This window comes from Pseudomonas sp. GG8, assembly GCF_052976945.1.
Genome location: NZ_JBRIIP010000001.1, coordinates 4317480 through 4340653, shown reverse-complemented (window position 1 = coordinate 4340653; position 23174 = coordinate 4317480). Strand labels below are relative to the sequence as shown.

The window sequence follows — 23174 nt, the reverse complement described above, 5'->3', positions numbered from 1 at the left end:
AAACCGGCCGAGTTGTTACGAGTGTTGTCGTACAACTCGGTTGAGCTATCATGTGTTTTTTATCGCCTTGGGACAAATGTTCGACATGGATAATCAGAGTCCTGCGCCCCGCGTTCGCAGAAAGCACCGCAGCCTCGCTCAGGAATTGGTCACTGAACTGTCTGAACGGATTCGCGACGGCCAATTGAAGCGCGGAGACAAGTTGCCGACCGAGTCGGCGATCATGCAAGAGCAGGGCGTCAGCCGGACAGTGGTGCGCGAGGCGATCTCGCGTTTGCAGGCGTCCGGGCTGGTGGAAACCCGGCATGGCATCGGCACTTTCGTGCTGGATACGCCGAGCCCGAGCGGCTTTCGAATCGATCCGGCGACCATTGTCACTTTGCGTGATGTGTTGGCGATTCTTGAGTTGCGCATCAGCCTTGAGGTGGAATCCGCAGGATTGGCCGCGCAACGTCGCACCCCCGAGCAACTGGCCGCCATGCGTGCTGCGCTGGATGCCTTGATTGAAAGTGCGTCCCAAGCCGGTGATGCGGTGGCATCAGACTTTCAATTCCACTTGCAAATAGCCTTGTCCACCGGCAACCGCTACTTCGTCGACATCATGACCCACCTGGGTACCAGCATCATTCCGCGCACCCGAATCAATTCGGCGCGTCTGGCTCATGATGACCAGCAGCACTACCTGAACCGCTTGAGCCGCGAGCACGAAGAAATCTTCGAGGCCATCGCCCGCCAGGACTCCGACGCTGCCCGCGCGGCCATGCGCCTGCACCTGACCAACAGCCGTGAACGCCTGCGTCATGCCCATGAACTGGCGGAGTCGCAGCAGGCTTAGCAGGCAAGTCACAATTCCTAAATTTGAGTCGATGCAGTTTTCCTGACCGCTGATTGGCTCTCACACCCCCAAATCAAATTCCCGCACATTCCTGTTGAGTGATCTTATTTTCAGTTGTACGATGACGTACGACATCAGTTTGGAGCTGATGTGCTTCCTCCACATTTTGCTATCCAGGGTGTTCAAATAATGAATCCACAAGAACTGAAGTCCATCCTCTCTTCCGGCCTGTTGTCCTTCCCGGTCACCGATTTCAATGCTCAGGGCGATTTCCATCGCGCGGGCTATATCAGGCGTCTTGAGTGGCTGGCCCCTTACGGCGCCACGGCCTTGTTCGCCGCTGGCGGCACCGGTGAGTTCTTCTCCCTGGCGGCCAGCGAATACTCCGAAGTGATCAAGACGGCTGTAGACACCTGCGCCACCAGTGTGCCGATCCTGGCCGGTGTCGGTGGCTCTACCCGTCAAGCCATCGAATACGCTCAAGAAGCCGAGCGCCTGGGCGCCAAAGGCTTGCTGTTGCTGCCGCACTACTTGACCGAGGCCAGCCAGGACGGGGTTGCCGCGCACGTTGAAGCCGTGTGCAAATCGGTCAATATCGGCGTGATTGTTTACAACCGTAACGTCTGCCGCCTGACTGCGCCGCTGCTGGAGCGTCTGGCTGAGACTTGCCCGAACCTGATCGGTTACAAAGACGGTCTGGGTGACATCGAACTGATGGTGTCGATCCGCCGTCGTCTGGGTGATCGTTTCAGCTACCTGGGTGGCTTGCCGACCGCCGAAGTCTACGCCGCGGCTTACAAGGCGCTGGGCGTTCCGGTCTACTCCTCGGCGGTGTTCAACTTCCTGCCGAAAATGGCGATGGACTTCTACCACGCCATTGCCCGTGACGATCACGCCACCGTCGGCAAGCTGATTGATGACTTCTTCCTGCCTTACCTGGACATCCGTAATCGCAAATCGGGTTACGCGGTCAGTATCGTCAAGGCAGGCGCGAAAATCGCCGGTTACGACGCAGGTCCCGTACGGACCCCACTGACCGACCTGACCCCTGAAGAGTTCGAAATGCTGGCTGCGCTGATCGACAAGCAGGGCGCGCAGTAAAAGTCGTATGAATCAAGGCCGCTGATCCGTCAGCGGTTTTTTGCCTTTTCAGGAGAATGTCCGTGTCTGATTCAAAGCGTTTCGATAACTACATGGGTGGTGAGTGGGTTGCCGGTGCGACCTACTCTTCCAACATCAACCCGTCCGATCTGTCGGATGTGATCGGTGAATACGCCCAAGCCGACGTGGCGCAGGTCAATGCCGCCATTGATGCAGCCCGCAGCGCATTCCCTGCGTGGTCGACGTCCGGTATTCAGGCGCGTAGCGACTCGCTGGACAAAGTGGGTAGCGAAATCCTCGCCCGTCGCGAAGAGCTCGGCACCTTGCTTGCCCGTGAAGAAGGCAAAACCTTGCCTGAAGCAATTGGCGAAGTGACCCGCGCGGGCAACATCTTCAAATTCTTCGCCGGTGAATGCCTACGCATTTCTGGCGATTACATCCCGTCAGTGCGTCCGGGCGTCAACGTTGAAGTGACTCGCGAAGCGCTGGGTGTGGTCGGACTGATCACGCCGTGGAACTTCCCGATTGCCATTCCGGCCTGGAAAATCGCTCCAGCGCTGGCCTACGGCAACTGTGTGGTGATCAAGCCTGCGGACCTGGTTCCGGGTTGTGCTTGGGCGCTGGCTGAAATCATCTCCCGTGCAGGCTTCCCGGCGGGTGTGTTTAACCTGGTGATGGGCAGTGGGCGTGTGGTCGGTGACGTGATGGTCAAAAGCCGCAAGGTTGATGGCATCAGCTTCACCGGTTCGGTCGGCGTTGGTCGCCAGATCGCGGTCGATTGCATTGCGCGTCAAGCCAAAGTACAGCTGGAAATGGGTGGCAAGAACCCGCAGGTCATTCTCGATGACGCTGACCTCAAACAAGCGGTCGAGCTGTCGGTCCAGAGCGCGTTCTACTCCACCGGTCAACGTTGCACCGCTTCCAGCCGCTTTATCGTGACGGCTGGCATTCATGACAAATTCGTTGAAGCCATGGCCGAACGCATGCGTTCGATCAAGGTTGGCCATGCGCTGAAGTCGGGCATCGATATCGGTCCAGTTGTATCCAAGGCCCAGCTTGATCAAGACATGAGCTACGTCGCCATCGCGCAGGATGAAGGCGCACGTCTGGTAACCGGCGGTGAGTTGGTCACTTGCGACACCGAAGGTTACTTCCTGGCACCGACCCTGTTCGCTGACAGCACCGCAGAGATGCGCATCAGCAAGGAAGAAGTTTTTGGTCCGGTTGCGAACATTGTTCGCGTCGCGGATTACGAAGCAGCGCTGGCCATGGCCAACGACACCGAGTTCGGTCTGTCGGCGGGCATCGCGACGACGTCGCTGAAGTACGCCAACCACTTCAAACGTCATTCTCAGGCCGGGATGGTGATGATCAACCTGCCAACGGCCGGTGTTGATTACCACGTGCCGTTCGGTGGTCGTAAGGGTTCGTCCTACGGTTCGCGTGAGCAGGGTCGCTATGCGCAAGAGTTCTATACCGTCGTAAAAACCAGCTACATCGGTTCGTAAGTCGACGATCTGTAGACGCTGCCGCAGCCTTCGGCAGCGTCTACATGAGCCACACATAAAGATGTTTTACCCGCACAAAAAAATAATTAGTGGGAGTACATGCACATGCAACAGGCCAAGCCGACTCACGTCCGCTATTTGATTTTGCTCATGCTTTTTCTGGTGACCACGATCAACTATGCCGACCGTGCAACCATCGCGATCGCGGGCTCCAGCCTGCAAAAAGACCTCGGCATCGACGCGGTTACCCTCGGTTATATCTTCTCTGCATTCGGCTGGGCCTATGTGGCTGGTCAGATCCCTGGCGGCTGGCTGCTCGACCGTTTCGGTTCGAAAAGAGTCTATGCCTTGAGCATCTTCACGTGGTCGCTGTTCACCGTGCTGCAAGGTTATGTCGGTGAGTTCGGTGTCTCGACCGCCATCGTTGCGCTGTTCATGCTGCGCTTCCTGGTCGGTCTGGCTGAAGCGCCATCCTTCCCCGGCAATGCCCGTATTGTGGCCGCCTGGTTCCCGACCGCCGAACGCGGCACGGCCTCGGCCATCTTCAACTCTGCGCAATACTTCGCCACCGTGTTGTTCGCGCCGCTGATGGGATGGATCGTCTACACCTACGGCTGGCAGCATGTATTCGTGGTCATGGGCGGCGTCGGTGTCGTGTTTTCGCTGATCTGGCTGAACGTTATCCACAGCCCGCGCAATCACCCAAAGATCAACGAAGCCGAGTTCAACCATATCGCTAACAATGGCGGCATGGTCGACATGGATCAAGACAAAGGCAAAGGCGCCAGCGGCGGTCCGAAGTGGGATTTCGTGCGTCAGCTGTTGACCAATCGCATGATGCTTGGCGTTTACCTGGGCCAATACTGCATCAATGGCATCACTTACTTCTTCCTGACCTGGTTCCCGGTGTATCTGGTTCAGGAGCGTGGAATGACTATCCTCAAGGCGGGCATTATTGCTTCGCTGCCTGCCATCTGCGGCTTTATCGGTGGGGTGCTGGGCGGGATCATTTCCGACTACCTGTTGCGTAAAGGTCACTCCCTGACCTTTGCTCGCAAGGCGCCGATTATCGGTGGTCTGCTGTTGTCGACCACTATCGTGGCCTGTAACTACGTTGATATCGAATGGATGGTGGTCGGCTTCATGGCGCTGGCCTTCTTCGGCAAAGGCGTTGGTGCGCTGGGTTGGGCAGTGGTGTCCGACACCTCGCCGAAACAGATCGCCGGTTTGAGCGGTGGCCTGTTCAATATGTTCGGCAACATCGCTTCAATCACTACCCCGATCGTGATTGGCTACATCATCAGCGCCACCGGCTCATTCAAATGGGCTTTGGTGTTCGTCGGCGCCAATGCGCTGGTGGCGGTGTTCAGCTACCTGGTGATCGTCGGGCCAATCAAGCGTGTCGTCTTGACCGAGCCGCCAGCCAAGGGGCCTTTGACCGGTGACAACGCCGGCACACTTTCTCAAGCAAAATCCTGAGGAAAACCGTGATGAACCTGATTCAACATGCCGACTCGCCGCGCTACATCCGCTTGCATGAACTGGATAATGTGGCGGTTGTGGTCAATGACCAAGGCGTCCCGGCCGGTACACGGTTCGATAACGGCCTGGTGACCCTCGATAACGTGCCGCAAAGCCACAAGGTCAATCTGGTGGACATCGCCGAAGGCCAACCGGTGATCCGTTACGGACAAACCATCGGTTATGCCTTACAAGCGATTCCGCGTGGTAGCTGGGTGAGAGAAGACCAACTGCGCATGCCCACCGCGCCACCGCTGGACAGCTTGCCACTGTCTACCGATGTGCCGGAAAAACAGGCGCCGCTGGAAGGTTTCACGTTTGAAGGTTATCGCAACGCCGACGGTACCGTCGGTACGCGCAATATCCTCGGCATCACCACCACCGTGCAGTGCGTGACGGGTGTGCTCGATCATGCGGTCAAACGTATCCGTGATGAGTTGCTGCCCAAGTACCCGAACGTCGATGACGTGGTGGCACTGACCCACAGCTATGGCTGTGGCGTGGCGATCACCGCGACTGATGCTTATATCCCGATTCGTACCGTGCGCAATCTGGCGCGCAACCCGAACCTGGGCGGTGAGGCCTTGGTGATCAGTCTGGGCTGCGAGAAGTTGCAGCCAGGGCAGGTCATGCATGAAAACGACAGCTCGGTGGATCTCGATGACCCCTGGCTGTATCGCCTGCAGGATTCCAGCCACGGCTTCGTTGAAATGATCGAGGAGATCATGGCGATGGCTGAAGCTCGCTTGAAAAAGCTCGATCAGCGTCGTCGCGAAACCGTGCCGGCGTCCGAGCTGATTCTGGGCATGCAGTGCGGCGGCAGCGATGCGTTCAGTGGCATCACCGCTAACCCTGCGTTGGGCTTCGCCTCGGATCTGTTGCTGCGGGCGGGGGCGACGGTGATGTTCTCCGAAGTCACCGAAGTGCGCGACGCCATTTACCTGCTGACTTCCAGGGCCGAAACCAAAGAAGTCGCGCAAGAACTGGTCCGTGAAATGGACTGGTACGACCGTTACCTCGCTAAGGGCGAAGCGGATCGCAGCGCCAACACCACGCCAGGCAACAAGAAGGGCGGGTTGTCGAACATTGTCGAGAAGTCCTTGGGCTCCATCGTCAAGTCCGGCAGCAGCGCAATCAACGGCGTGCTTGGCCCAGGTGAACGGTTCAAGCGCAAAGGACTGATCTTCTGCGCGACACCAGCCAGCGACTTTGTCTGCGGTACGTTGCAGCTGGCGGCGGGGATGAACCTGCATGTCTTCACCACGGGGCGGGGTACGCCGTACGGTTTGGCCATGGCGCCGGTGGTGAAAGTGTCGACTCGCACCGAGCTGGCTCGGCGCTGGCCGGACCTGATCGACATTGATGCCGGGCGCATCGCCACGGGGCGCGCGAGCATCGAAGACCTGGGTTGGGAGTTGTTCCACTTCTACCTGGACGTTGCCAGCGGCAAGAAAAAAACCTGCGCCGAAGCGCTGCGGCTGCACAACGACATTACTTTGTTCAACCCTGCACCGATTACGTGATATCGCATCAACCCTTTCGCGAATAAATTCGCCCACAGAGGTTGTGCAGGGGCCTTGTGGGGGCGAGGTTATTCGCGATATAGAACTTCCCACGGGGCATCAGCAGACTCACTCCACCAACAACTCATCAATCAAACTCAAACAATGAGTCAGGCTGGGCGTCACATCACCAACGCGGCGGCTGAGGATGATGGGTGAGGTGGCGTTTGATTCGAGCAACGTGGTGTAGCCAATGTCCACCCGGTGCAGCAATTGCACTGACGCGGGCACCAGGGTGATGCCGATGCCTGCGCCTACCAAACCAATCGCCGTCTGCATTTCGTTGGTCCATTGCGCGACGTTGATGCTCAGGCCATGAGCGGCGAATAGCGCCAGGATGTGGTCGGCATAGCTGGGTCGCGGGTTGCCGGGATACAGCACAAAAGGCTCGCGTGCCAGTTGCGCGAGTGTAGCGGGCCCCGCGAGCAGCGGATGGCCGGCGGGGAGGGCGGCGACAAGCCGGTCTTCGGTGAGGATGCGTTGATGGATCGCTGGATCGTCGATGCGAATCCGACCAAAACCGATGTCGATGCGTCCGGCTTTCAAGGCCTGCACTTGCTGCAGCGTGGTCATTTCCGACAGCCCCAGTTCCAGATCAAGCTGCCCGTCGCTGCGCAGTCGACGAATTAACTCTGGCAACACGCCATACAGGGTCGAAGGGGCGAAGCCGATGCCCATCCAGGTCTTCTGGCCAGCGCCAATGCGTCGAGTGTTGTCGCAAACGGTGCCAAGTTGATTGAGCAGGGTATGAGAGTGTTCGTAGAAATAACGCCCGGCCTCGGTCAGGCGCAACGGGCGACCGCGCTCCAGCAATACAACTCCGAGTTCATCTTCGAGCTGTTGGATTTGCCGGCTCAACGGTGGCTGGGCGATGTGCAACCGCTCCGCAGCACGGGTGAAGTTCAGGGTCTCGGCGAGCACCTGAAAGTAACGCAGATGACGAAGCTCCATAGGGACTCCTTGGGCAGCGCCGCGTGAGGGGCTTCTGCATACCTTTAAAGTATCGAACGAGACTAATTCTATATTGGAAAGAGTAAAAAGGTCGGCTCAATATCAAGTTCGAAAACAAAAGAACCTGATGGGTATTGAAATGACCGTTACCGTGATCACGTCGCTGGAGACGATTATCGTCGACCTGCCGACCATCCGCCCGCACAAGCTGGCCATGCACACGATGCAGAATCAGACACTGGTGGTGATTCGGGTGCGCTGTTCCGACGGTGTTGAAGGCGTCGGCGAGTCCACCACTATAGGTGGCCTGAGCTACGGCAACGAAAGTCCGGAAAGCATTAAAACCAACATCGACACCCACTTGGCACCCCTGCTGGTGGGCCTGGATGCGGGCAATATCAACGCAGCCATGCTGCGCCTTGATCGCGCCGCCAAGGGCAACACTTTCGCCAAATCCGGGATCGAAAGTGCACTGCTCGATGCGCAAGGCAAGCGTTTGGGGATGCCCGTCAGCGAACTGCTCGGTGGCCGGGTCCGCGATGCGTTGCAAGTGGCCTGGACCCTGGCCAGTGGCGACACTGTGCGTGACATCGCCGAAGCCGAAGAAATGCTCGATATCCGTCGCCACCGGATCTTCAAATTGAAAATCGGTGCCGGAGACGTACACAAGGATCTGGCCCACGTTATCGCGATTAAACACGCCTTGGGCGACCGCGCCAGTGTGCGGGTCGACGTCAATCAGGCGTGGGATGAAGCCGTGGCAATCCGTGCTTGTCAGGTATTGGCCGACAATGGCATTGACCTGATCGAACAACCTATTTCGCGCAATAACCGTGCGGGCATGGCCCGCCTGAATGCGCGCAGCCCGGCACCGATCATGGCCGATGAATCCATCGAATGTGTTGAAGATGCCTTCAACCTGGCTCGCGAAGGCGCAGCCTCGGTGTTCGCCCTGAAAATCGCCAAGAACGGCGGCCCACGTGCGGTGTTGCGTACCGCTGCAATCGCCGAAGCGGCAGGTATCGGTCTGTATGGCGGTACCATGCTCGAGGGCGGCATCGGCACGCTGGCTTCTGCTCACGCGTTCCTGACCCTTGCCAAACTGACCTGGGACACCGAGCTGTTCGGGCCACTGTTACTGACCGAAGATATTTTGACCCAACCGCTGGTGTATCGCGATTTCCAACTGCACGTTCCACGCACGCCTGGCCTGGGTTTGAGCCTGGATGAAGAGCGCTTGGCGTTCTTCCGCCGTGACAAGACGTCCACTGCTATCAGCCTTGCCTGAGGAGGCCATCAACATGTTGTTCCACGTAAAAATGACCGTGAATATCCCCCTCGACGAGGACCCGGAAAAGGTCGTCCGGCTCAAGGCTGAAGAAAAAGCGCTCTCCCAGCGTCTGCAGGAATCCGGCAAGTGGCGACACATCTGGCGCATCGCCGGGTTGTACGCCAACTACAGCGTGTTCGACGTCGACAGCGTTCAGGAGCTGCACGACCTGCTGATGCAATTGCCGTTGTATCCGTACATGGCCATCGAAGTGAATGCCTTGTGCCGTCACCCTTCATCCATTCGCGAAGACGACCGATAGCCGACTCCCGTGCTTGCGTGCTTCCTAATAAATACAAAATTTGAGGCTCTGATAATGACTGTAAAAATTGCTCAAACCGAAGGCGTCCAGCAGTTCCTCAAGGAAGCCAGTGGTCAGCTCAATGACGCGGGTAATCCGAGGGTCAAGACGCTGGTGCATCGCATCCTGAAAGACACGGTAAACATCATCGAAGAGCTGAGTGTGACCCCGGAAGAATTCTGGAAAGCGGTCAACTACCTGAATGAACTCGGTGCTCGCCAGGAAGCAGGCTTGTTGGTTGCAGGTCTTGGCCTGGAGCACTACCTCGACTTGGTGATGGACGCCCAAGACGAAGAGGCCGGCAAGTCAGGTGGCACGCCGCGCACCATCGAAGGTCCGTTGTATGTGGCTGGTGCTCCCCTGAGCAAAGTCGAAGCGCGACTGGACGATGGCACTGATGCCGGTACCGTGTTGTTCATGAAAGGCCAGGTCAAGGATCTGGACGGCAAGCCAGTCGCTAACACCATTGTCGATGTCTGGCATGCCAATACCGGGGGTACGTACTCGTACTTCGACGGCACGCAATCGGAATTCAACCTGCGTCGCCGTATCGAGACCGATGCCCAAGGCAACTATCGTTTTCGCAGCATCGTGCCGTCGGGTTACGGCTGCCCACCGGACGGTCCAACGCAAAAGCTGCTCGACCAATTGGGGCGCCACGGGCAGCGTCCGGCGCATATCCACTTCTTCATCTCGGCCCCCGGTCATCGCCACCTGACGACCCAGATCAACCTGTCAGGTGAGCAGTACCTGCACGACGACTTCGCCTACGCCACACGTGACGAGCTGATCGCCGACATTCGCTTCAGTGAAGACCCGGCTGCCGCGCGAGCCCATGGTGTCGAAGGCCGCTTTGCCGAAATCGACTTCGACTTCACCGTGCAATCCTCCGACACGACCCAAGAGCAGGGGCGAATGGAGCGGGTGCGCGCGCTGGAAAGTTGACAGGCGGGTTTAAACTGTAAAAAAACAGGTGCTTCGGCGCCTGTTTTTGTAGGTGCCAGGTATGTGCACTTAGGCATTGGATTGCACATGACATACTTCATGGCAATAGGCATAGCTTGCTGGCAAAGTTGCCGTATCACAGGGTCGATTATCAAGGCGGCCAAGTGCGGAACCGGAGGAAACGGTATGACTTTATTCGGGCAACGTTACATTGATAAATGCTCTTGATAGGCAGCTATCGGTTAGAGGAGGCGTCAAGGCTTAATTTGATTAGATCAAAGTACTATAGACGAAAGGTGTGCCCCCAGAAAGGTGTCAATGCTACACGCATTCTTCAAGGATATTTTTAATTAAGTTGATATTTTTCAATGGGTTGCGTAGATCTTATTTTAACTCGATTTTACGCAACGAGACCGGTGACTGCCCATATGAGTGAAGGCGGTGGCACGTTTAGCGATGGACACAATAGCGAATAGCCCTTCTAATGACCTGACATTGTACAGGGGGAATGTATTGGCTAATCCGTCTAGCCCCTCCTGGTGTGGTTCGACGAATTGATGTTGGTACCCAGTCATTGATAATAATAACGCTCGGTGAATTCTCTACGGAGATGTCGTTGCTTGTAACGCGCCTCGATTTAAAAGGATTCGAGGTTAGTGAGTGTCGCAGTCTCAAATTACTCCCCGCTCCATCGGGCCGCCAAGAGGTGCTGCTGACAGAGCAGTCGTGGCTCAGTACACGCTCATTAACCGAGCGAGGGGAGTTAAGTGAACGCGCACGCGATGCAGCCGAGTGGATTGTGTTATCCGACGCAGCGGATAGCGTCCCGGATCAAATTGAGTGGCTGCGACTCGGGGTCAGTCTTTTTTTCCAGTGCCCGCTGGATGTCGATGGTGTCGTTTCTCTCATCGAAGCCGCTCAGGCTCGATGCAACGCACAGCCATTGCGCGTCATTTTGCTTGACTGCGATCAGTCAAGCTTGACCTCCAAGTCAGAAGCCTTAAGAGATGTCGGTGTTAATGTTTTCTCCACCTCCGACCCGCTGGCGGCGTTAGACGCCGTTAATCATTTCAAACCGGACGTTTTGGTGGCGAGCGCTCATTTGCCCTCCCTATCAGCCGGGGAACTCTTGGTCATTGCACGGCAACGACCTGACAACGCTTTATTGCCCATCATCTTTTTAACGAGAAGCGCTGACGTTGAGGCGATGCCGCAGGCCAAGGTGTCGAGCGGCGTTTGTTTTCTGACCGAGCCTGTCGGCTTAGCGTTATTGGTGGCGACCCTCACCTCGCAAGCGTTGGGTTATCGTTCTGTAAAAAGTGCTTTTGTTCGCGTACGCGAGGATGCACTTCGAGCGCGTGTCCGTCTTAAAGCGTTGCGTTCCGCGATCGATCAACATGCCATCATTAGCGTCGCGGATGGCGCTGGCAATATTGTGCATGTGAATGATCGCTTCTGTCAGATCAGTGGTTACAGCCGGAAGGAGTTGCTGGGAAAAAATCACCGGCTGATTAAGTCAACTGTTCACGACTCAACCTATTATCAAGCGTTGTGGGGAACCATCAGTGCCGGTAAAACATGGCGCGGCGAACTGTGCAATAGAGCCAAAAATGGTGATGCCTATTGGGTTGAGGCAACGATCATCCCTTTTTTAGATGCTGCCGGAAAACCCGTTCAATACATGTCCGTTCGCACGGACATTACCGCATTGAAATGCAGTGAAAACGCGCTGCGCTTAAGCCACGAAAGGCTTCGCTTAAGTCAGGAAGTCACCCATATCGGTACCTGGGACATGAACCTGGCGAACGGTGATGTCTCCTGTTCGGACCGAACCTTACAACTTTTTGGCTATCCGGCAGGGATACTAAAGAGGGACTACGGTGACTTTCTCATCGCGGTGCATATTGATGATCGTCAAAACCTGACCCGCATCATTAACGCCAGCATTGAAAACCGCTCATCCTATGAAGTTGAGTTTCGAGTCGTGTGGCCAGACAACACGGTGCATTGGCTGCAAGAAAAAGGGGCTGTTGTCAGTGACGAGACCGATGGCGCTCTTCACATGCTGGGTGTTGTGCAAGATGTTCACGTGCGCAAGATGGCCGAAATTGCGTTAGCAGAAAGTGAAGTTCGCTTTCGCGGGGCGTTCGAAGCTTCTGGTATCGGCATGGCCTTGATCTCATTGTCAGGCGCTTGGTTGTTGGTCAACAGCGCCTTGTGCTCAATGCTCGGTTTTAGCGAGGATGAACTACTCGCCACCGATTTCAAAACCTTGACCCACCCGGATGATATCGCGGTCGATCAAGCTTTTTTAAGCCAGTTTCTCAGTAGCGAAATGTCAAACTGGCAGCACGAAAAGCGTTACTACGCCAAGGGTGGCCGGGTTGTTTGGGTGTTGCTCAATATTTCGGTAGTGCATAACGACGACGGGCAGTACGTCCATTTCGTCTATCAAGTGCAGGACATTACGGCGCGCAAAATTGCCGAGCAACGCTTGGCCCTGTTTCGCAATGTGTTTGACGCCAGTGGTCAATGCGTCAGTATCACCGACGGTCAAGGGCTGATTATTTACCAGAATAAGCGGCATGCTCAAGAATTAGGCTATTCAGACAAAGAGTGTATCGGGCAACCGTTTACTTTTTTTCTGCCCGAGAAGACTGCAGGGACCTACATCACTGAGCTGTTAAGTTCAGCGGCTGAGGGTAAAGACTGGGTGGGGTATATTCCCATTCGCCGCAAGGATGGCAGTGTCTATATCTCCGCCAGCAGCATTGGTTTCGTCAGAGGCGAGCGAGGGGAACTGCAGAATTTATTTAACATCTTCACCGACTTTAGTGAAGAACTGGCCCGTCGCAGTGAACTCGCCGACGCCAGGAAAGCGGCGGATCAAGCGAACCAGGCTAAATCTGATTTTCTCTCGAGCATGAGCCACGAGCTGCGCACGCCAATGAACGCCGTCCTCGGTTTTGCGCAAATGCTCGAATGCGACAGTGACCTGAACGCTGATCAGAAAGACAGTGTCCAGGAGATTCTAAAAGGCGGTAAACACCTACTGGAACTCATCAATGAAGTGCTTGATTTAGCCAGCATTGAATCGGGGCATGTCAGCCTCTCACTCGAGACAATAGAGCTGGGCAGCCTGTTCAAGGAGTGTTGGAGTTTTATCCAAATTCTGGCGGAAGCAAAGCACATTACCTTGCATTTCAATGTACCCGCGGGGAGCGTCGTGTGTGCGGATCGAGTGCGGTTGAAACAGGTCCTTTTGAACCTGCTTTCAAACGCCGTTAAGTATAACCGTGAGGGCGGTGATATTAGCGTCGGTGTACAGTCTGTTGACGATGACACACTTAGAGTCACGCTGACGGACACGGGAATTGGCATTCCATCTGACCGTATCCACGAACTTTTTCAACCCTTCAATCGACTGGGCGCAGAACACAGTGATATTGAAGGTACCGGTATCGGGCTCACTATTTCTCGTCGTTTGATAGCGTTGATGCGTGGGACGGTCGGTGTTGTCAGCGAGGAGGGGGTTGGTACGACCTTCTGGGTTGAGCTGCCTACTCAATCCACAGAAGAGAGGCCCGATTCGAATAACAACGTCGGCAATACAATGCCCGTTGGCAATGAGCCCTCGCGCCAAGAGTGTGTGCTGTACCTTGATGATAACCCAGTCAATATAAAGTTGATGGCGGGCGCGTTTGCAAGGCACAGTCATATACACTTGGTGACCGCAGCCACACCACAGTCAGGTCTTGAGTTGGCGTTAGCCTATCGGCCTGATGCGATACTTTTAGACCTGAACATGCAGAACATGGACGGCTATAAAGTATTCAACGTACTGGAAGGGCGCTTTGAGAAAACGCCCATTATCGCGTTGACGGCTAATGCCATGCCCCATGACATCGAAAAAGCCCTTTCCGCCGGCTTCGCCAAATGTCTCACCAAACCCATCGACTTCGGCCTGCTCATGAGCACGGTAGAAGGCTGTTTGGCTGACAGTAAGGAGGCTCAGACATGAGCGTACAGCCCACGAACCATTCCTGCATTTTTGTCATTGACGATGAGACGACCAACCTCAAACTGCTGCACAAAATGCTAGTCAGTGAGGGGTATTCCAACCCAGTCTTGATACAGGATTCGCGCCTGGTTCTTGACCGCTATAAGGCGTTACAGCCCGATCTGATTTTGCTCGACATCAATATGCCCCACCTGGACGGTTATCAGGTGATGGAGCAGCTTAAAGCGCTTGATGATCCCTTGTTGCCGCCCATCATCATGTTGACCGCTCAGTGCGGCCAGGACTATCTGCTGAAAGCGCTTGCGGCGGGGGCGCGGGATTTTGTCATCAAGCCCTTTATGCGTGTCGAGCTACTGATGCGTGTGCGTAATTTGCTGGATGCTCATTTGGCTCATCGATTAGTGCACGGGCAGAAAGCAACGTTGGAACGCATGGTGCAGCACCGTACGGATGCTCTGTACCAGGCACGGATACAGGTTGTGCATTGTCTTGGTCGTGCCGCGGAATACCGCGACAACGAAACGGGACTGCACATTGTCCGAATGAGTCTGTATTCGGCACTGCTGGCCAAGAGCATGGGATGGTCTGACAGCGAGTGTGAGCTATTGCTGCACGCCAGCCCGATGCACGATGTCGGCAAGATTGGTATTCCGGATTCGATTCTGCTCAAGGCCGGCAAGTTTGAACCCGAAGAATGGGAGGTGATGAAAACCCACGCGGCGATTGGTGCGGAAATTCTGGAACATGGAGATTCAGAGTTACTGTGCCTGGCACGTGTTATCGCGTTAAGCCATCACGAAAAATGGGACGGTAGTGGCTACCCCAACGGGCTGTCGGGTGAAGCCATTCCTGAAGCAGGGCGTATCGTTGCGGTGGCCGATGTCTTCGATGCCTTGGCTTCAGCACGTCCCTATAAGAAAGCCTGGCCGGTGGAGGACGCGGCCGCGTACATCGGAGACAATGCCGGCAAGCACTTTGATCCGACAGTGGCCGAGCACTTTTATAAAAACTGGCCCGCTATTCTGGCGATTAATAACAGTCATATGGAGCCACAGGAGCCCTAGGGAAGGTCTGAAGTAAGGCCTTCTTTTTACAGAAAATCGGGCGTCAGACGCTCAAAAAGAGAATACCTCGCTGAAATTTCTGAAATATCGACTTTTTTCGATGAATAAGCCGGTTTTAGGCGCTTATTAACCCTTAATTTCCATACTGCGGACGCACCTGTCCTACAGGCTCCAGCAAATGTCGGCGCGCCATCCACAGGTTCGACAACGCAAACAGTGTTACCAACTGCGCGGTGTTTTTTACCAGTCCGCGAAACCGCACTTTGGTGTAACCAAATTGGCGTTTGATGACCCGAAACGGGTGCTCAACCTTGGCCCGAGTTTGCGATTTAGCATATTCGATCTTGCGCAACGCACGGCCAATGACGCTTTTTTCACCATGTTTGCGACGGCTGCTGGGCCTGGCGGAGATCGACCAGATCATCTCGCGCCCCTCATGTTCCGGCCGCTTTTCCACCCCGGTGTAGCCCGCGTCGCCGCAGACATGGCTCTCTTCGCCGTGCAACAACTGATCGACTTGGGTAACGTCCGCGACGTTGGCTGCCGTGCCCACCACGCTATGGGTCAGGCCCGTATCAGCGTCCACCCCGATATGCGCTTTCATCCCGAAATAATATTGATTTCCTTTCTTGGTCTGATGCATCTCGGGATCGCGTTTACCCTCTTTATTCTTGGTCGAGGTCGGCGCATGAATGATCGTGGCGTCAACGATAGTGCCTTGACGAAGCATCAAGCCTCGGTCGCCCAGATAGCCATTAACGACCTCCATGATGCCCCTGGCAAGATGGTTTTTCTCCAGCAGGCGACGGAAGTTGAGGATCGTGGTTTCGTCGGGAATGCGCTCCAGATTCAAACCCGCAAACTGGCGCAGAATCGTTGTCTCATACAGCGATTCTTCCATGGCCGGATCGCTGTAGCCGAACCAGTTCTGCATCAGGTGCACACGCAACATCGCCATCAACGGATACGCCGGACGTCCCCCAACACCCTTTGGATAATGCGGTTCGATCAACGCAATAAACCCCTTCCAGGGCACGACCTTGTCCATCTCGCTCAGGAAAATCTCACGGCGGGTCCGCTTACGTTTACCTGCGTACTCAGCATCAGCGAAAGAAATCTGCTTCATGGGGCTCAACCGTTCAGCTCATGTGATGGAGGGTATTTCACCAGATTTGGAAACCTTTTTCAGAGTTTCCCTAGGTATTTGCGTTAACAGATTCGATTACGTGCGCCATTATTAATAACTAGAAGGGGTCTTCCATGCTCACTAATTTGCGGTTGAGAAGTAAGCTGTTGCTGCTAACGCTGGTGCCCATTTGTGCGCTGGCTTTTATCGTTTGCGCGATCGTCGTCCAGGCGTTGCAGACGCTGGCGGATCAACAAGAAACCCAGACCCGCGAGCGTCTGATTGAAGATCATCGCGTCGAAATAAAGCAATATGTAGAGTTGGCGATGAATGCCATCGCACCTATTTATGACCGGTCGGATAATAACGACATAACGGCGCGTGACGAGGCAGTCACCCTACTGAAGCGTTTAAACTACGGTAAAAGTGGTTATTTCTGGGGATATGACAGTCATGCTGTACGTATTTTTCAAGGCAACACCAATGATAAAATTGGTCAAAGTTTCTATGAGTTCAAAGATCCCAATGGCGTGTATGCAATTCGCGAGTTGGTGAGTGCAGGGCGAGACAATAGTCACTATGTCAGCTACAGTTTTCTCTTGGGTGATAGCAATGTGTTAGTGCCGAAAGTGGGGTACTCCCTGTCCCTCCCCAAGTGGGACATGGTCATCGGCACGTCCGTCAATCTTGATGATGTAGAGGTGCAAGTAAAAGCCGCGCGCAGTAAATTTGATACCAGCGTTCACAACCTCTTGATGGTGATGATCGGCTCTGCGGTGGGTCTACTTGTCTTCATGGCGGTGCTGGCCGTCATGATGAGCAGCACCTTGCTCAAGCCACTGTTACGGATTAAACGCAATCTGGACGATATGGCTTCTGGCGAGGGCGATTTGACTCAGCGCTTGCTGGTGACAAGCCAGGATGAGCTGGGGGAACTGGCCAACTCCTTTAACCTGTTCGTTGCAAAGATTCATGTGTTGGTACAACAGGTCGCGGGCACTACCGGCAAACTCTCCACGCTCGTCACGGCCGTGACCAATCAGGCGCATCGTTCCGAGCAGGCGATCAGTGCTCAGCGCCATGAAACTGACCAGGTCGCCACAGCCATCAATGAAATGTCCGCTGCCGCCCATGAAGTTGCTCACAGCGCTCAGCAAGCTGCCGACGCAGCGAGCGAGACTGACAAGGAAGGGCAGACGGCCAAGCAAGTCGTGGATAAAAGTATCGCCCAAATCCATCAGTTGGTGACCGAGGTTCGAGGCTCCAGCGATACCATGGAAACATTACGTCAGGATGTGCAGAGCATCGTGAGCGTTCTGGACGTGATCCGTTCGATTGCCGAGCAGACCAATTTGTTGGCGCTCAACGCGGCGATCGAAGCGGCGCGAGCGGGTGAAGCGGGACGTGGCTTCGCGGTGGTTGCTGATGAAGTACGCGCCTTGGCAAGCAGGACCCAGCACAGCACGGGTGAAATCCAGGTAATGATTGATCGTTTGCAAACGGCCACCAGCAAAGCTGTTGCGGCCATGCAGCATGCCAGTCAGATGGGAGAGGACACTCAGGAGCACTCCAATCTTGCCGGTACGTCGCTGGACGCCATGGCTCAGTTGATCACAACGATTAACTCGATGAATGCCCAAATTGCCAGTGCTGCGGAAGAGCAGACCGCAGTCGCTGAGGAGATCAATCGTAGCGTTCACCAGATAGCTGTCGCCGTGGACAGTGTCGCAATCGACGCTGTAGAAGGCGCGCAGACAGCCCGCGAGCTGAGTAGTCTGGGTGCTCAACTGCAAGGGTTGGTGGGGCAGTTCAAAGTTTAAGCAAGGGGAGCAACAACAAGCGGCCAGTTGCCGTGTCGAGCCCCATCACCTGCCGCCTGGAGCGGAGTTGATGAGGCTCGCCGCGACTTACCTGTCGCCTTAATGGCTCTGGGCTTTTTGCAGTGCCTGGGTCGTTAGAGAAATGCATTCTCGCGCGCCTTCATCGTTGTTCCTGGCGAGGGCTGCTTCGGCTCTATGGATGGTGGTCTCGACATCGCCCTTCAGTTGCTCGTTCAATTGGGGATTGCTCACCAGAGCGTCTCTGACTTTTTGCAGGTTTATCTGGCACAGGCTGCTTTCGTTCCCGGCAAACACCGGGGCCACCAATAGTGCAGTGGTAAGGAACAATCCAGTCATTACTACGCGCTTCATGGACATCTCCTTGAGCATGGGGGCTCGGCGGACGCGGCGTAATCTGCGTGGGTCGCCGGGATTGGATACAGGCTCTGATCCATTGGACCGAAGCGCATCGATTATAGCGATACGCAATTATTTCCGCTTGAACTCAATCCCTACCAGTTTGCCATCTATGAATTTAAGGTATCGGTAACCACCGTTGGCAGGTCCATAGACCCAATGTTCAACGGTCACAGATCCTTGCTTTGGATATCCGTTCTCGCCGATGACGGGGTTGATCACGCTGGACTCCGACGGTTTGCCGCACTTTTCGATGACCTCTGAGGTGGTCTCTCCTCCGGAAACGATGCCGCTACCACAACGCATCGACCCTTGTGCGCTTGCGCTCAGCGTTAGCAGCAGACTTATGATTAAGTATCGATTGATCATAGAAAGCGTCACGTCGTGGTCATTCGAATGCAGGCAATGCGGTAGACGCAGCGTCGTGCGGCGCTGAGTAGATGCTCTTCCCGGATAACCGTCGCGCCCTGTCCGGCGATTTCCTGAAACAGCTGCAACTCGGAACGGCAGAAGCCTTGGCATGTGCGGGCGGCTGCACAAATCGGGCAGTGGTCTTCAATCAGCAACCAATCCTTGCCGTCGCGCTCGACGCGCGCCATATACCCTTCCTGTGTGCGAATCATCGCTAACTGCTCCAGTCGCTCCTGCAAGGAGTCGCCAGTACAGACCTGTTGATAGCTCGCTCGCGCTTCCACTTCGCGTTGCGCAATCAAGCGATCCAGACCTTCGTCCCCAAAAATCTGGCGCACCGAACCAATCAACTGCACGGTCAATTGGGCATGCGTATCAGGGAAGCGGCCGTTACCGGCCTCGGTGAGCACCCAGTTCTGGTGGGGGCGACCGACGCCGGATGCTGCTTCCAGTCGACCTTCGATCAAGCCCGCTGCTACCAGCTTTTGCACCTGCTGACGCGCCGCCTCGGCAGTCATGTCCAGGGCTTTGGCAATGGCTGCGTTTGAAACGGAGCCCTTGGTTTTGATGAAGAACAGGATGCGATCCGACGTTGGCAGTGAATCCGACATATCAAAGCTTTCACTTGTGTAATTCAATGTAGCCACCTAATATCCAAGCCAATGCTTGGATATTAGGCGTTGGTTGTCCACTTGTCGAGGGAATGAGAATGCACACAGATTCACTGACTGTCACCGCTTGGGGTGACTTGCTGCGAGGCAGAAATGGTGTGCTGGCGCTGGCACTGATGGGGGGCGTGGCGCTGCATGCGATCAACGTACACATTGTCACTACGGTGTTGCCATCAGTGGTGCAGGACATTGGAGGACTCGACTGGTACGCCTGGAACACCACGCTCTTCGTGGTGGCCTCCATTGTCGGTGCGGCGCTGTCTGTCTGGCTGCTGGCGGTGCTGGGTCAACGGGGAGCCTGTGTTGCGGCGCTGGCGGTGTTCGCCGTGGGGTCGGCCGGTTGCGCACTCGCCACTTCAATGCCCTGGATGCTGGCAGGTCGCAGCGTGCAGGGTCTTGGTGGCGGCACCCTGGCGGCGCTCAGTTATGCGTTGATTCGGGTCGTGTTCGAGCCGCGGCTATGGCCACGGGCTGTGGCACTGGTCTCTGGTATGTGGGGGGTGGCCACGCTATGCGGACCGGCATTGGGCGGGCTGTTCGCCGAGTCGGGACATTGGCGCTGGGCGTTCTGGACGCTGTTGCCGGTGGCGCTGTTGCAAGGAATGCTGGTGATCGGGCAATTGCGCCCGATGGATGAGCGGGAATCCTCCGTGGATAGCACGCCTCGTATTCCTTTCATGCAGATCGGGCTGCTGGCAACCTCCGTGCTGGCCATCGCTGCGGGCAGCTTGTCGGCAGCCCTGATTTGGCAGTGCCTTGGTGTCGTCGCTGGTCTGGCCTTGGGTATGAGTGCCGTCGTGTGTGATCGGCGTGCCACGGTGCGCTTGCTGCCTGTCGGCGCGACCGCTATCGGCACGCCGCTGGGCGCTGTCTATGCGAGCGTGGCCCTGCTGTTGATCGGTACCACGACGGAAATCTTCGTGCCCTATTTCCTGCAGAAACTGCAGGGTCTGACACCGCTGGCGGCAGGCTATCTGACTGCGGCGATGGCGGCTGGCTGGAGCATGGCGTCGCTGTTTTCGTCAGGCCACGGCGGTGTTACTGCAGCGCGTCTATTGCGCGCCGGTCCAATGCTTTGTGCCGCCAGCTTACTGGTGCTGGCAATACTGATGCCGGCAGTCGACGACCTGCCTGCAGGTATACGCACACTTTTCTGCGGTCTGGCGCTGGCCGGTTTGGGTGCGGGGGTCGGCATTTGCTGGCCTCATCTGCTGACCCGCGTTTTGACCCTGGCGCCACCCGGTGAAGGCGGCATGGCGTCTGCCGCAATCACCACGGTTCAACTGTACGGCATGGCCATGGGCGCGGCTGTCGCAGGATTGGTTGCGAATGCGGCAGGGCTCGGCGGGCAGGACGGCATCGCGGGCACGCAGTCGGCTGCCGTGTGGTTGTTTGCCAGTTTCGCTTTGGCACCGGTGTTGGCCATGCTGCTGGCTCGCCGGATAGGTTAGCGCGTCGACAGGCATGGAATGTTCGAGCTCCGTTGCGAGCCGTTGTAGAAAAAGGACCTGCTGCATCACGCCATCACTTGGAAGCTTGCAAAACGCCGACCCTCCCAGAGTTTCTACAGGCAGTCATCGCCATTGGGTTGCAGGTACTTATGGATGCAACCGATCAGTTCGGCAAGATTGCCAAATTCCCTGACGATCATTTCAACTCGGTTTTTGCGGCGATGAATCAGAAGTGGAGTAGCGTCTTAGACAAACGCGTGGAGCGCTAAAGTCCCCTCGATGGCTGCTTCACAGGAAAGTATGGGAGTCTGGGCCAGCGCCCCAAACGGGTACGAATCGCGTCATAAAAAAGCGTCGACATTACTGCCGGCGCTTAGAAGCTACGATGCCATTAGGATGTATTTATACATCGCAAGGACTTGATGCATAAAACCTTGTGCTGCCTAGGTTTTCTGGTTGCTCACTAAAAACTATGTATCGCTAGGGTATAAGTCGTTTACGCTGGGGCTCTCGGTGACTCAGCACATCATCGGGACAGTGAGCCACTGCGCAAACTATCTAGCTGAGGTTCTTTTCGAACCAGGCGAGCGGCGCTTTCGATATCAGGCGCGAGCCAGCGATCTTCATCATAAGGTGGAACCTGCTCGCGCAGGAGGCGCCAGGCAGAACCGGTTCCGACCCCGAAGCGCTGTTCCTTGAGAAATTCGAATGCCTGGGCTGCCAGAAGGTATTCGATAGCGAGAACCTGGGTCGTATTGTCGATGACTTTGAGCAGTTTAAGGGCTGCTCCGGTACCAAGACTGAGGTGGTCTTCCTGCAGGGCAGAGGTCACAAAGTTATCGACCACTGCTGGCTGTGCCAGATGGCGATTTTCTCCGACCAAGGAGGCTGCCACGTACTGCGCGATCATCATTCCCGAGTTAACTCCGGGTTGACTGACCAGGAACGCTGGCAATCCGCTGACCAAGGGGTTGATCAAACGATCCAGGCGGCGTTCGGCAACTCCCGCGAGTTCAGCGACCGCGATGCATAGTAGATCGGCAGCCATTGCCAGGGACTCGCCATGGGGGTTGGATTGAGACAGAACGCGATAATTTTCAGGTGTACCCATTACCAGAGGATTGTCGGTGGCCGAAGCCAGTTCAGCATTGATCTGCCGCTCGGCGTGAATCAATTGATCGCGGCATGCGCCATGAATCTGAGGAATCGAGCGAATACTCATGGCATCCTGCGTTCGAATACCTCGGCTGCTGGCAATGACTTCGCTTCCCGCCAGTAACGCGCGCAGGTTGGCACCGACTCGCTGGATACCGGGGTGGGGTTTGAGCGCCAGGACCACTTCATCGAAGGCATCAATCTGACCTCTCAGTGCCTCGAAGCTCATTACGCCGATGATGTCTGCCCATTCGGCCAGATTGAAGGCATCGGCTAGTCCCAAACAGGCCAGGCCGGTCATGCAGGGAGTGCCGTTGACCAAGCTGAGGCCGTCTTTGGCGCGCAGCTCCAGCGGCGCCATGCCCACTTCGCGCAACGCTTGCATCGCCAGCATTGGCCGACCTTGCCACATCACTTCGCCGAAGCCCAGTAAGGCGACACCAATGTGCGCCATGTGCGTCAAATAGCCAACAGAGCCTTGTGACGGCACGCTTGGCGTGATGTCCAGATTGAGTAGCGCAATCAGCGCTTCTACCACGCTGCGGCTGATACCTGAGTGACCATGCGCATAGTTGTTAACAGCTGCGCACATGATGGCCCGGGTTTGCTCGACCGTTAGTGGTGCGCCGACACCACACGCGTGGCTCAGCAGGGTGTTTCGAGACAGCTGCGCCAGTTGCGGACCTTGCAGCATAACGTCGCTTAGAGCGCCCAAACCGGTGCTGATACCGTAAGCCCGCTCACCCTGTGCCACAATGTGGTCGACGATGGCGCGAGCGTTGTCGATTCTTGCCCAGGTCGAGTCGCAGAGGTGCAATTTGGCACCCTGTCGTGCGACCTTGACGATCTCTCTCCACGTCAACGGGGTGTCGGCAAGAGTAACGCTATGGAGGTTTTCAGTTGTGAGGTCGGCGGTCAGGTGCAGAGGTGATAAGGCGTCCTCTGATACTGGACTCATATCGATGTCACCTGCAGGGGCGGTTC

At 56.0% G+C, this 23174-nt stretch carries 18 protein-coding genes; 12 read left to right on the top strand and 6 right to left on the bottom strand.

Translation table 11 applies throughout. The features are described 5' to 3' along the window. Positions 1-85: 85 nt before the first annotated feature. The 5 genes from ACVBEG_RS20835 to garD all read left to right on the top strand — a co-directional run bounded on the left by ACVBEG_RS20835 (position 86) and on the right by garD (position 6488). Positions 86-835: a FadR/GntR family transcriptional regulator gene (locus tag ACVBEG_RS20835; protein WP_323566388.1), complete on the top strand. Its 750-nt coding sequence runs from the start codon at positions 86-88 to the stop codon at positions 833-835. Positions 836-1024: 189 nt separating this feature from the next. Continuing rightward, positions 1025-1936, top strand: coding sequence for a 5-dehydro-4-deoxyglucarate dehydratase (gene kdgD / locus ACVBEG_RS20830; RefSeq protein WP_323566389.1), 912 nt, complete (start codon positions 1025-1027; stop codon positions 1934-1936). 62 nt (positions 1937-1998) lie between these two features. Beyond that, positions 1999-3444: an aldehyde dehydrogenase family protein gene (locus ACVBEG_RS20825; RefSeq protein ID WP_322278213.1), complete on the top strand. Its 1446-nt coding sequence runs from the start codon at positions 1999-2001 to the stop codon at positions 3442-3444. Positions 3445-3549: 105 nt separating this feature from the next. Next, on the top strand, positions 3550-4923 hold the full coding sequence (locus ACVBEG_RS20820) for an MFS transporter (RefSeq protein WP_322278215.1): 1374 nt from the start codon (positions 3550-3552) through the stop codon (positions 4921-4923). A gap of 11 nt (positions 4924-4934) precedes the next feature. After that, complete coding sequence (garD, locus tag ACVBEG_RS20815; RefSeq protein ID WP_322278217.1) at positions 4935-6488, top strand: galactarate dehydratase; 1554 nt, start codon at positions 4935-4937, stop codon at positions 6486-6488. 108 nt (positions 6489-6596) lie between these two features. Here the strand turns inward: garD and ACVBEG_RS20810 are convergent, their stop codons facing one another. Further along, positions 6597-7478, bottom strand: coding sequence for a LysR family transcriptional regulator (locus tag ACVBEG_RS20810; RefSeq protein WP_323566291.1), 882 nt, complete (start codon positions 7476-7478; stop codon positions 6597-6599). Positions 7479-7617: 139 nt separating this feature from the next. Here ACVBEG_RS20810 and ACVBEG_RS20805 point away from each other — a divergent pair, with 139 nt between their 5' ends. From ACVBEG_RS20805 to ACVBEG_RS20785, 5 genes are all read left to right on the top strand, one after another. Continuing rightward, complete coding sequence (locus tag ACVBEG_RS20805) at positions 7618-8766, top strand: muconate cycloisomerase family protein (RefSeq protein WP_322278222.1); 1149 nt, start codon at positions 7618-7620, stop codon at positions 8764-8766. A 13-nt stretch (positions 8767-8779) separates the two neighbouring features. Next, positions 8780-9070, top strand: coding sequence for a muconolactone Delta-isomerase (gene catC, locus ACVBEG_RS20800; RefSeq protein ID WP_322177734.1), 291 nt, complete (start codon positions 8780-8782; stop codon positions 9068-9070). Between the two features lie 54 nt (positions 9071-9124). Beyond that, positions 9125-10054 carry a catechol 1,2-dioxygenase gene (gene catA, locus ACVBEG_RS20795; RefSeq protein WP_322278224.1) on the top strand — a complete coding sequence of 310 codons (930 nt, stop codon included), beginning with the start codon at positions 9125-9127 and terminating at the stop codon, positions 10052-10054. A 616-nt stretch (positions 10055-10670) separates the two neighbouring features. After that, positions 10671-14075, top strand: a complete 3405-nt coding sequence (locus ACVBEG_RS20790; RefSeq protein WP_322278226.1) for a PAS domain S-box protein — start codon at positions 10671-10673, stop codon at positions 14073-14075. Then, the gene (locus ACVBEG_RS20785; RefSeq protein ID WP_447108269.1) at positions 14072-15139 is read left to right on the top strand and encodes an HD-GYP domain-containing protein; all 1068 of its coding nucleotides are present in this window, start codon (positions 14072-14074) and stop codon (positions 15137-15139) included. The genes ACVBEG_RS20790 and ACVBEG_RS20785 overlap by 4 nt, the downstream gene beginning before the upstream one ends. A gap of 133 nt (positions 15140-15272) precedes the next feature. On the opposite strand, the gene ACVBEG_RS20780 is transcribed toward ACVBEG_RS20785, so the two are convergent. Then, the gene (locus ACVBEG_RS20780) at positions 15273-16265 is read right to left on the bottom strand and encodes an IS5 family transposase (protein ID WP_447107587.1); all 993 of its coding nucleotides are present in this window, start codon (positions 16263-16265) and stop codon (positions 15273-15275) included. A 134-nt stretch (positions 16266-16399) separates the two neighbouring features. Between ACVBEG_RS20780 and ACVBEG_RS20775 the strand changes: the two genes are divergently transcribed. Next, on the top strand, positions 16400-18085 hold the full coding sequence (locus ACVBEG_RS20775) for a methyl-accepting chemotaxis protein (protein ID WP_322278496.1): 1686 nt from the start codon (positions 16400-16402) through the stop codon (positions 18083-18085). Positions 18086-18184: 99 nt separating this feature from the next. Here ACVBEG_RS20775 and ACVBEG_RS20770 read toward each other — a convergent pair whose 3' ends face one another. From ACVBEG_RS20770 to ACVBEG_RS20760, 3 genes are all read right to left on the bottom strand, one after another. After that, a complete protein-coding gene (locus tag ACVBEG_RS20770) occupies positions 18185-18457 on the bottom strand; it encodes a hypothetical protein (protein ID WP_322278231.1) in 273 nt (90 codons plus the stop codon). A 117-nt stretch (positions 18458-18574) separates the two neighbouring features. Beyond that, positions 18575-18808, bottom strand: coding sequence for a DUF2845 domain-containing protein (locus ACVBEG_RS20765; protein WP_323568108.1), 234 nt, complete (start codon positions 18806-18808; stop codon positions 18575-18577). 71 nt (positions 18809-18879) lie between these two features. Continuing rightward, the gene (locus ACVBEG_RS20760) at positions 18880-19524 is read right to left on the bottom strand and encodes a helix-turn-helix transcriptional regulator (protein WP_322278236.1); all 645 of its coding nucleotides are present in this window, start codon (positions 19522-19524) and stop codon (positions 18880-18882) included. A 98-nt stretch (positions 19525-19622) separates the two neighbouring features. Between ACVBEG_RS20760 and ACVBEG_RS20755 the strand changes: the two genes are divergently transcribed. After that, on the top strand, positions 19623-21035 hold the full coding sequence (locus ACVBEG_RS20755) for an MFS transporter (RefSeq protein WP_323569224.1): 1413 nt from the start codon (positions 19623-19625) through the stop codon (positions 21033-21035). 526 nt (positions 21036-21561) lie between these two features. Here the strand turns inward: ACVBEG_RS20755 and ACVBEG_RS20750 are convergent. After that, positions 21562-23148: an HAL/PAL/TAL family ammonia-lyase gene (locus tag ACVBEG_RS20750; protein WP_323566294.1), complete on the bottom strand. Its 1587-nt coding sequence runs from the start codon at positions 23146-23148 to the stop codon at positions 21562-21564. Positions 23149-23174 lie beyond the last annotated feature (26 nt).

Coding starts and splice junctions, on each gene's coding strand:
- garD (WP_322278217.1), top strand. CDS start 4,935: ATGAACCTGATTCAACATGCCGACTCGCCGCGCTACATCCGCTTGCAT.
- ACVBEG_RS20775 (WP_322278496.1), top strand. CDS start 16,400: ATGCTCACTAATTTGCGGTTGAGAAGTAAGCTGTTGCTGCTAACGCTG.
- ACVBEG_RS20770 (WP_322278231.1), bottom strand. CDS start 18,457: ATGAAGCGCGTAGTAATGACTGGATTGTTCCTTACCACTGCACTATTG.
- ACVBEG_RS20785 (WP_447108269.1), top strand. CDS start 14,072: ATGAGCGTACAGCCCACGAACCATTCCTGCATTTTTGTCATTGACGAT.
- ACVBEG_RS20755 (WP_323569224.1), top strand. CDS start 19,623: ATGCACACAGATTCACTGACTGTCACCGCTTGGGGTGACTTGCTGCGA.
- catA (WP_322278224.1), top strand. CDS start 9,125: ATGACTGTAAAAATTGCTCAAACCGAAGGCGTCCAGCAGTTCCTCAAG.
- ACVBEG_RS20835 (WP_323566388.1), top strand. CDS start 86: ATGGATAATCAGAGTCCTGCGCCCCGCGTTCGCAGAAAGCACCGCAGC.
- ACVBEG_RS20820 (WP_322278215.1), top strand. CDS start 3,550: ATGCAACAGGCCAAGCCGACTCACGTCCGCTATTTGATTTTGCTCATG.
- ACVBEG_RS20765 (WP_323568108.1), bottom strand. CDS start 18,808: ATGCGTTGTGGTAGCGGCATCGTTTCCGGAGGAGAGACCACCTCAGAG.
- ACVBEG_RS20760 (WP_322278236.1), bottom strand. CDS start 19,524: ATGTCGGATTCACTGCCAACGTCGGATCGCATCCTGTTCTTCATCAAA.
- ACVBEG_RS20750 (WP_323566294.1), bottom strand. CDS start 23,148: ATGAGTCCAGTATCAGAGGACGCCTTATCACCTCTGCACCTGACCGCC.
- ACVBEG_RS20805 (WP_322278222.1), top strand. CDS start 7,618: ATGACCGTTACCGTGATCACGTCGCTGGAGACGATTATCGTCGACCTG.
- catC (WP_322177734.1), top strand. CDS start 8,780: ATGTTGTTCCACGTAAAAATGACCGTGAATATCCCCCTCGACGAGGAC.
- ACVBEG_RS20780 (WP_447107587.1), bottom strand. CDS start 16,265: ATGAAGCAGATTTCTTTCGCTGATGCTGAGTACGCAGGTAAACGTAAG.
- ACVBEG_RS20810 (WP_323566291.1), bottom strand. CDS start 7,478: ATGGAGCTTCGTCATCTGCGTTACTTTCAGGTGCTCGCCGAGACCCTG.
- kdgD (WP_323566389.1), top strand. CDS start 1,025: ATGAATCCACAAGAACTGAAGTCCATCCTCTCTTCCGGCCTGTTGTCC.